4 protein-coding genes are annotated in these 9,464 nt (G+C 65.1%); all 4 read right to left on the reverse strand.

Translation table 11 applies throughout. The features are described from left to right. Window positions 1–83: 83 nt before the first annotated feature. The gene (locus A8G08_RS19620; protein WP_068277971.1) at window positions 84–4,037 is read right to left on the reverse strand and encodes a DNA-directed RNA polymerase subunit beta'; all 3,954 of its coding nucleotides are present in this window, start codon (window positions 4,035–4,037) and stop codon (window positions 84–86) included. A gap of 90 nt (window positions 4,038–4,127) precedes the next feature. After that, on the reverse strand, window positions 4,128–7,649 hold the full coding sequence (gene rpoB / locus A8G08_RS19625; protein ID WP_068278068.1) for a DNA-directed RNA polymerase subunit beta: 3,522 nt from the start codon (window positions 7,647–7,649) through the stop codon (window positions 4,128–4,130). Window positions 7,650–8,014: 365 nt separating this feature from the next. Beyond that, complete coding sequence (locus tag A8G08_RS19630; RefSeq protein WP_068277974.1) at window positions 8,015–8,785, reverse strand: hypothetical protein; 771 nt, start codon at window positions 8,783–8,785, stop codon at window positions 8,015–8,017. A gap of 46 nt (window positions 8,786–8,831) precedes the next feature. Beyond that, window positions 8,832–9,446 (reverse strand): hypothetical protein, encoded by a 615-nt coding sequence (locus A8G08_RS19635; protein WP_084436562.1) that lies wholly within the window; start codon window positions 9,444–9,446, stop codon window positions 8,832–8,834. Window positions 9,447–9,464: the final 18 nt, after the last annotated feature.

The following is a 9,464-nucleotide window of genomic DNA, read 5'->3' on the forward strand; positions in this document are numbered from 1 at the left end:
GAGAAGATTTGCACTCGAAAAGGGCACGTAAACCAGAGCGGCCCCGCACTCGAAACGAGTGCGGGGCCGCTCTGGTTAGCTGACTACCGGTAGTCGCTGAATCCGTAGTCGTCCAACGGAACTGCAGCGCCGGTGCCGGTGCCGAAGCCCTCCGGGCTGTAGTACTGGTCGTCGTAGGACGGCACAGCGTACGCCGCGGCGCGAGCCTCTTCGGTCGGCTGAACCTGGATGTTCCGGTACCGGTTGATGCCGGTGCCGGCCGGGATCAGCTTGCCGATGATGACGTTCTCCTTGAGACCGATCAGCTTGTCCGAGCGGCAGTTGATTGCCGCGTCGGTCAGCACGCGAGTGGTCTCCTGGAAGGACGCCGCCGACAGCCACGAGTCGGTGGCCAGCGATGCCTTGGTGATACCCATGAGCACCGGACGACCCGCTGCCGGCTCGCCGCCTTCGGCGACAACCCGACGGTTCGCGGCCTCGAACTCGGCACGCTCGGTGAGCGAGCCGGGCAGGAACTCCGTCGAACCCGAGTCGATGATGGTCACGCGACGCAGCATCTGGCGAACGATCACCTCGATGTGCTTGTCGTGGATCGACACACCCTGGCTGCGGTACACCTCCTGAACCTCCTTGACCAGGTGGATCTGCACCTGGCGGGGGCCCATCACGCGGAGCACCTCGTGCGGCGACGCCGAGCCTTCCAGCAGCTGCTGGCCGACCTCGACGTGGTCACCGTCGGCGAGCACGCGCTCGGAGTTGTCGTCGTGCTTGAAGACACGCAGACGCTGACGCTTCGAGAGCTTGTCGTAGACAACTTCCTCGCCACCGTCATCCGGGATGATGGTGATCTTGTAGAAGCGGTCGTCGTCCTCGATGCGCACGCGGCCACTGACCTCGGCGATCGGGGCGAGGCCCTTCGGCACACGCGCCTCGAACAGCTCCTGGACACGCGGCAGACCGCCCGTGATGTCCTCACCCGCGACACCACCCTGGTGGAAGGTACGCATGGTCAGCTGGGTACCGGGCTCACCGATCGACTGCGCGGCGACAATGCCGACCGCCTCGCCGATGTCGACGAGCTTGCCGGTGGCCATCGAGCGGCCGTAGCAGGTCGCGCACACGCCGGTACCGGTGGTGCAGGTCAGCACGGAGCGGACCTTCACCTCGGTGATGCCGGCGCCGAGCAGCGCCTCGATGGCCGGGTCGCCAAGATCGGCGCCCGCCTCAACGATGACGTTGCCCTTCTCGTCCACCGCGTCGGAGGCCAGCGTGCGGGCGTACGTCGAGGTCTCGACGTGCGCGTCGCGCACCAGCGTGCCGTCGGCCAGCTTCTCGGCGATCGTGGTGTTGATACCGCGCTCGGTGCCACAGTCGTGCTCGCGCACGATGACGTCCTGCGACACGTCCACCAGACGACGGGTCAGGTAACCCGAGTCGGCGGTACGAAGCGCGGTGTCTGCCAGACCCTTACGCGCACCGTGAGTGTTGATGAAGTACTCGAGAACGGTCAGGCCTTCCTTGAAGGAAGACTTGATCGGACGCGGGATGAACTCACCCTTCGGGTTTGTCACCAGGCCCTTCATACCCGCGAGCGAGCGGACCTGGGTCATGTTGCCCGCAGCGCCCGACTTCACGATCACGGGGATCGGGTTGTCGTCGGGGAAGTGCGACTCCATGGCCCGGCCGACCTCGTCGGTGGCCTCCGACCAGATCTTGACCAGCGCGCTGTTGCGCTCGGAGTGGTTGAGCGCGCCACGCTGGTACTTCTTCTCGATCTGATCGGCCTGCGCCTCGAAGCGCTCCATGATCTCGGGCTTCTCCGGCGGAACCAGAACGTCCGAGATCGACACGGTGACACCGGAACGCGTGGCCCAGTAGAAGCCGGCGTCCTTGAGCTTGTCGACGGTCTGCGCAACCACGATCATCGGGTAGCGCTCGGCGAGATCGTTGATGATCGTCGCCTGCCGCTTCTTCGGCATCTGCTCGTTGATGAACGGGTAGTCCGCCGGGAGCAGCTCGTTGAACAGCACACGGCCGAGCGTGGTCTCGGTGGTCCAAGCGTCACCGCGGGTCCAGCCCTCGGGGAACAGCTCGGCCTCGACCTCGGCCTGCGGACGCTGCTGCGTCAGCCGCACCTTGATGGTGGCGCGGACGGACAGCACACCGCGATCCACGGCCATGATCGCCTCGGCGGGCGAGGAGTACACGCCCTGCTCGGCCTCGTTCTTGGTCGCGGGCTTGAACTCGCCCAGCGCGCCCTCTTCCTGACGGGTCAGGTGGTAGAGGCCGGTGACCATATCCAGACGCGGCATGGCGAGCGGACGGCCCGATGCCGGCGACAGGATGTTGTTCGAGGACAGCATCAGGATGCGGGCCTCGGCCTGCGCCTCCGCGGACAGCGGGAGGTGCACGGCCATCTGGTCACCGTCGAAGTCGGCGTTGAACGCCTCACAAACGAGCGGGTGCAGCTGAATGGCCTTGCCCTCGACGAGCTGCGGCTCGAAGGCCTGGATGCCGAGGCGGTGCAGCGTCGGTGCACGGTTGAGCAGCACGGGGTGCTCGCCGATGACCTCTTCGAGCACGTCCCACACCTGCGGACGCTGACGCTCGACCATCCGCTTGGCGGACTTGATGTTCTGCGCGTGGTTCAGGTCGACGAGACGTTTCATCACGAACGGCTTGAACAGCTCGAGCGCCATCAGCTTGGGCAGACCGCACTGGTGCAGCTTGAGCTGCGGGCCGACGACGATGACCGAACGGCCGGAGTAGTCGACGCGCTTACCGAGCAGGTTCTGACGGAACCGGCCCTGCTTGCCCTTGAGCAGATCCGACAGCGACTTGAGCGGGCGGTTGCCAGGTCCGGTGACCGGACGGCCGCGGCGGCCGTTGTCGAACAGTGCGTCAACCGACTCCTGCAGCATCCGCTTCTCGTTGTTGACGATGATCTCGGGTGCACCGAGGTCGATCAGTCGCTTGAGGCGGTTGTTGCGGTTGATGACGCGGCGGTACAGGTCGTTCAGGTCCGAGGTGGCGAAGCGGCCACCGTCGAGCTGAACCATCGGGCGCAGCTCCGGCGGGATCACCGGAACAGCGTCGAGGACCATGCCCATCGGCGAGTTTCCGGACATCTGGAACGCCGCCACAACCTTGAGTCGCTTGAGCGCGCGCAGCTTCTTCTGGCCCTTGCCGCTGCGGATGGTCTCGCGCAGCAACTCGGCCTCGGCCTGGATGTCGAAGTTCCGCATGAGCATCTGGATCGACTCGGCACCCATGCCGCCGGTGAAGTACTCGCCGTAGCGATCGATCAGCTCACGGTAGATCATCTCGTCCGGGATCAGATCCTTCGGCGAGAGCTTGGTGAAGGTCGTCCAGATCTCGTCGAGCCGGTCGAGCTCGCGCTGGGCACGGTCACGCAGCTGGCGCATCTCGCGCTCGCCGCCGTCGCGCACCTTGCGGCGCACGTCCGACTTGGCACCCTCGGCCTCGAGCTCGGCCAGGTCGGACTCGAGCTTCGTCTGGCGTGCAGCGAGATCGGCGTCGCGCTGATCGGCGAGCGCCTTCTTCTCGACCTCCATCTCGGCCTCGAGCGTGGACAGCTCGTTGTGCCGCATGTCCTTGTCGACCGAGGTGATCACGTAGGACGCGAAGTAGATGATCTTCTCGAGATCCTTCGGCGCCAGGTCGAGCAGGTAGCCGAGGCGGCTCGGCACACCCTTGAAGTACCAGATGTGCGTAACCGGCGCGGCCAGTTCGATGTGGCCCATCCGCTCGCGGCGCACCTTGGCGCGAGTGACCTCGACGCCACAGCGCTCACAGATGATGCCCTTGAAGCGGACACGCTTGTACTTACCGCAGTAGCACTCCCAGTCCCGGGTGGGACCGAAGATCTTCTCGCAGAACAAGCCATCCTTCTCCGGCTTGAGCGTGCGGTAGTTGATGGTCTCCGGCTTCTTGACCTCGCCGAAGGACCAACGGCGGATGTCGTCGGCCGTGGCAAGACCGATTCGGAGTTCATCGAAGAAGTTGACGTCTAACACGTAACTTCCTTTCCCCAAAAGTGGGATTGTTCTAGCAAGTTCGACAAGGACTAGAGGCGGCGGCCACAATGCGCGGCCGCCGCCGCCGGACTAGTTCGCCAGGTCGTCGACCGTGGCGGCCTCGTTGCGGGACAGGTTGATTCCGAGGTTGGCAGCAGCGCGCTCCAGGTCCTCGTCGTCGCCATCACGCATCTCGATCGCCGCGCCGTCGCTGGAGAGCACCTCAACGTTGAGGCACAGCGACTGCAGCTCCTTGAGCAACACCTTGAACGACTCCGGGATGCCCGGCTCAGGGATGTTCTCGCCCTTGACGATCGCCTCGTACACCTTCACGCGGCCGACCACGTCGTCCGACTTGATGGTGAGCAGCTCCTGCAGCGTGTAGGCCGCGCCGTAGGCCTGCATCGCCCAGCACTCCATCTCGCCGAAGCGCTGGCCACCGAACTGGGCCTTACCGCCGAGGGGCTGCTGGGTGATCATCGAGTACGGACCCGTCGAACGCGCGTGGATCTTGTCGTCGACCAAGTGATGCAGCTTGATGATGTACATGTAGCCGACCGAAACCGGGTACGGGAACGGCTCACCGGAACGACCGTCGAACAGGGTCGCCTTGCCCTCCTGGCTCACCATGACCTCACCGTCGCGGTTCGGCAGCGTCGACGAGAGGAGGCCAGTGAGCTCCTCCTCGCGCGCACCGTCGAAGACCGGGGTGGCGATGTTGGTGTCCGGACCGGCCGCCAGCATCTCCTCCGGCAGCGTCTCCGCCCAGTCCGGTCGAGTGCCGTCGCCGGCGATCTGCACGTTCCAGCCGGTCTTGCCGATCCAACCGAGATGGGTCTCGAGGATCTGACCGATGTTCATACGACGCGGCACGCCGTGCGTGTTCAGGATGATGTCGACCGGGGTGCCGTCGGGCAGGAACGGCATGTCCTCCTGCGGGAGGATCTTGCCGATGACGCCCTTGTTGCCGTGCCGGCCGGCGAGCTTGTCGCCGTCCTGAATCTTGCGCTTCTGCGCCACGTACACGCGCACCAACTCGTTCACGCCCGGAGGCAGATCGTCGTCGTCCTCGCGAGAGAACACGCGGATGCCGATGACCTTGCCGGACTCACCGTGCGGCACCTTCAGAGAGGTATCGCGAACCTCGCGCGCCTTCTCACCGAAGATCGCACGCAGGAGGCGCTCTTCCGGCGTCAGCTCGGTCTCGCCCTTCGGCGTGACCTTGCCGACGAGCACGTCGCCGTCACGAACCTCGGCACCGATGCGGATGATGCCGCGCTCGTCGAGATCCGCGAGGACCTCGTCGGAGACGTTCGGGATGTCCCGGGTGATCTCCTCGGCACCGAGCTTGGTGTCGCGAGCATCGATCTCGTGCTCCTCGATGTGGATCGAGGTGAGCACGTCCTCTTCGACGAGGCGCTGCGACAGGATGATCGCGTCCTCGTAGTTGTGGCCTTCCCACGGCATGATCGCCACGAGCAGGTTCTTGCCGAGCGCCATCTCACCGTTCTCGGTGCAGGGGCCGTCGGCGAGGACCTGGCCGGTCTCGACGCGCTGACCCTCGTCCACGATCGGACGCTGGTTGGCGCACGTGCCCTGGTTGGACCGCGCGAACTTGCGCATCCGGTAGCTGCGGCGGGTGCCGTCGTCGGCCATGACGGTGACGAAGTCGGCCGAAACCTCTTCGACCACACCGGCCTTCTCGGTGACAACGACGTCGCCGGCGTCCACCGCGGCGCGCAGTTCCATGCCGGTGCCGACGAGCGGCGCCTCGGAACGGACCAGCGGCACGGCCTGACGCTGCATGTTCGCGCCCATCAGGGCACGGTTGGCGTCGTCGTGCTCGAGGAACGGAATCATCGCGGTCGCGACCGAAACCATCTGGCGCGGCGAGATGTCCATGTACTCGACCTCGCTCGGCGTGACGAGTTCGACCTCGCCACCCTTACGACGGCAGAGCACGCGCTCCTCGGTGAAGGTGCCGTTCGCGTCGACCTTGGCGTTCGCCTGGGCCTTGACGTAGCGGTCTTCCTCATCCGCGGTCAGGTACTCGATCTGGTCGGTGATCCGACCGTTCTCGACCTTGCGGTACGGCGTCTCGATGAAGCCGAACGGGTTCACCCGCGCGTACACCGACAGCGAGCCGATCAGGCCGATGTTCGGGCCTTCCGGCGTCTCGATCGGGCACATGCGGCCGTAGTGCGACGGGTGCACGTCGCGGACCTCGAGGCCGGCGCGCTCACGGGACAGACCACCCGGGCCGAGCGCCGAGAGACGACGCTTGTGGGTCAGACCCGACAGCGGGTTGTTCTGGTCCATGAACTGCGACAGCTGCGACGTTCCGAAGAACTCCTTGATCGCGGCCACAACGGGACGAATGTTGATCAAGGACTGCGGCGTGATCGCCTCGACGTCCTGCGTGGTCATGCGCTCGCGGACGACGCGCTCCATGCGGGACAGGCCGACGCGGATCTGGTTCTGGATCAGCTCGCCGACGGTACGCAGACGACGGTTGCCGAAGTGGTCGATGTCGTCGACCTCGATCGGAACCTCGACGCCGCCGGGAACGGTCATCGCCTTGTCACCGGCGTGCAGACGCACCAGGTACTCGATGGTGGCGACGATGTCCTCGCGCGTGAGCACGGTGGAGGTGATCGCCTCGCCGGGGTTGACGCCCAGCTTCTTGTTGATCTTGTAGCGACCAACGCGCGCGAGGTCGTAGCGCTTCTCCTTGAAGAACAGGTTCTCCAGCAGGTTCTGCGCGCTCTCACGCGTCGGCGGCTCGCCCGGACGCAGCTTCCGGTAGATGTCGAGCAGGGCCTCGTCGGTGTTCTTCGCCGGGTCCTTCTCGAGCGTGGTCATCATGATCTCGGAGAAGCCGAACCGCTCGCGGATCTCCTCGTCGGTCATCTCCAGCGCCTTGAGCAGCGTGGTGACCGGCTGACGACGCTTGCGGTCGATGCGGACACCAACGGTGTCGCGCTTGTCGACGTCGAACTCGAGCCATGCGCCACGACCGGGGATCACGCGGACGCTGTGCAGATCCTTCTCGGTGGTCTTGTCGACCGTGTGGTCGAAGTAGACACCCGGGGAGCGAACGAGCTGCGAGACAACGACGCGCTCGGTGCCGTTGATGATGAACGTGCCCTTGTCGGTCATCATCGGGAAGTCGCCCATGAAGACCGTCTGGCTCTTGATCTCACCGGTGTTGTTGTTGATGAACTCCGCGGTGACGAACAGCGGTGCCGCGTACGTCATGTCCTTGTCTTTGCACTCGTCAACCGAGGCCTTGACCTCGTCGAAGCGCGGGTCGGAGAACGACAGGGACATCGAGCCCGAGAAATCCTCGATCGGAGACAGCTCCGTGAGAACTTCCTCGAGGCCTCCCGTGGGAGGCGGGGCGTTCAAGCCGGTATCGGCCTTCGCGGCCTGGCGCTCGCGCCATTCCGGTGAGCCAACCAGCCAATCGAACGAATTAGTTTGAAGATCGAGAAGCCCGGGCACCTCCAGCGGTTCACGGATCTTCGCGAATGACACCCGCTCGGGGGCTCCGGGGATTCCGGTAATTGCCTTGGTCTGGGTGGAGACTGCCAAGATGCGTCCTTCCAGCACCTCACGCGGGCCGCGTCCGAAATGCGCGACCATCGCTTAATCTGCTACGAATCTCGCTGGTTACAACCCGAACGAGACTCGAAGAGCAGGGCAGAAAATTCACGTCCAGAGAACGTGAAGTCGACCTTTGCAATCGAGGGGTGGACAGGAGGCAGCCAGCGCAACGTCCAAACTTACACCAATAGCTGGATCATGTCCAGCCAGGCAGCATGATAAGCATCCGAGTGGGGCGTCCGTGCCGTTTCGGCGCTGGTCACCAGTGCACGGCCCGCGAAATCTCGCATGTTCGTGCCAATAGAGTGACGCTTCGGCTCCGCGACGTCAAGGCTTAGCGCCCGCGTTTCCCGCCCAAAAAGTTGCGGGAGTCACTGCAGAACGATCTCCGACAGCACCCATTTGCCGTCCACCTTCGTCATCCGGGCCACTTCCGGGCCCGACGAGCTGCCCTGAGCGACCCCGTTGTTGGTAACGCTGACCGTGAGAAACGCCAGCACCTCGGCCTGATCGCCGTCGAGGAGCGTGACGCCGGTCGGGTCGACCTTGGCCTCGGTGCTCGTCTTCGATTGCTGCGCAGCGGATTTCGTCACATCGACGGTCTTGTCGAAATCGGCGCGCATGTCCTCATTGAGCACCTCGCGCGACCGGTCGGCCCAGGCGTCCATGTCATCGAACTTGTACGCCGTGATGGTCGTCAGGGCGTTTTCTGCCGCCGCCTTCACCTCATCGGTCGCGGCGTTGTCGACGAAGGCCTGATTGGAGATCGCGGAGTCCAGAGCGACCTTCGCGATCACGGACCCGATGCCGATCAGCACCAGGGCGACGACGAACAGTGCGGCGGCGAGCTGGAGTGGATTGCGGGGCCTCTTCTCGGCCTCGACGGCAGGTTCGACCGGAACTGATTCGTCCTCTGCCTGTGGCTCTGCGAAGGCAGGTTCGGTCTGCTTCGCCGCAACAGGTGCTTCCACCTGTGGCGCTTCGGCCGGTTGCGGTTCGACCTCGGACGTCACAGCCTGCGGTTCGGCGACCGACTCGGCCGATTCCGCCGGTGTGCGCGGCGCGATGGATCGGCCGGTGCCGGCGATCTTCGGACGTCGACGTACGGGACCGGGCTGATTGACGCGGCGATTCGGTGGCATTGGGTACTACTCCTTCGGTGTGCAGGTTCGTCGGAAGCCGACAGACCTACGAACCACCCTCTTCGGTGTCCTCGGGTGCAGGCGCGGGAGCGGGAGCCTGGGCGCCCGGGTCGTCCAAAAGCACCGGCTGACCCAGCGTGGTCGCCTGCGCGGCCTTCCAGACGCCGTCGGTCTCGTGCATGTTCATCGTCCAGGTCACCCGCTGCCTCGTAGGCGGCTTGTCCGGGTATGTGCTGGTCTGCGCGACGACGACGAGCGCCGCGGCGGTGTCCTCATCGGTGTTGAGCTCGGTCAGCGCGGCGCTGAGCACAGTCGCCTCGAGGCGGGTCTTGCTCTGCGTGGCGAGCTGCGTGACCTGGTCGCGGCTCTTCTCGATCTGGTCGTGCATGTCCCCCGTCGTGGAGGACTCCATCAGCGCGACGCTGCCCGCCACATCGTCGGGATTGATCGAGTTCAGGTTGATCGCGGCCTGACGGGCTCCGTCGAGCGCCGAATCTCGCGCGTCCGCGGCGTTGGTGTCCGTGAGGGCCCACCGGACCCCGAACCAGCCCGCCGTCACCAGCACGGCAACGGCAACCGCAGCAGCGACTGCGACGGCGAGGATCTGTGGGATCGAGCCCTTCCGGTCGGAGGATTGGGTGGGCACAGCTGGGTCGGTCACACCGCTACCTTACTGGCG

Origin of the sequence: Aldersonia kunmingensis, from assembly GCF_001646865.1 — a bacterium.
In the GTDB taxonomy this organism is placed as follows: domain Bacteria; phylum Actinomycetota; class Actinomycetes; order Mycobacteriales; family Mycobacteriaceae; genus Aldersonia; species Aldersonia kunmingensis.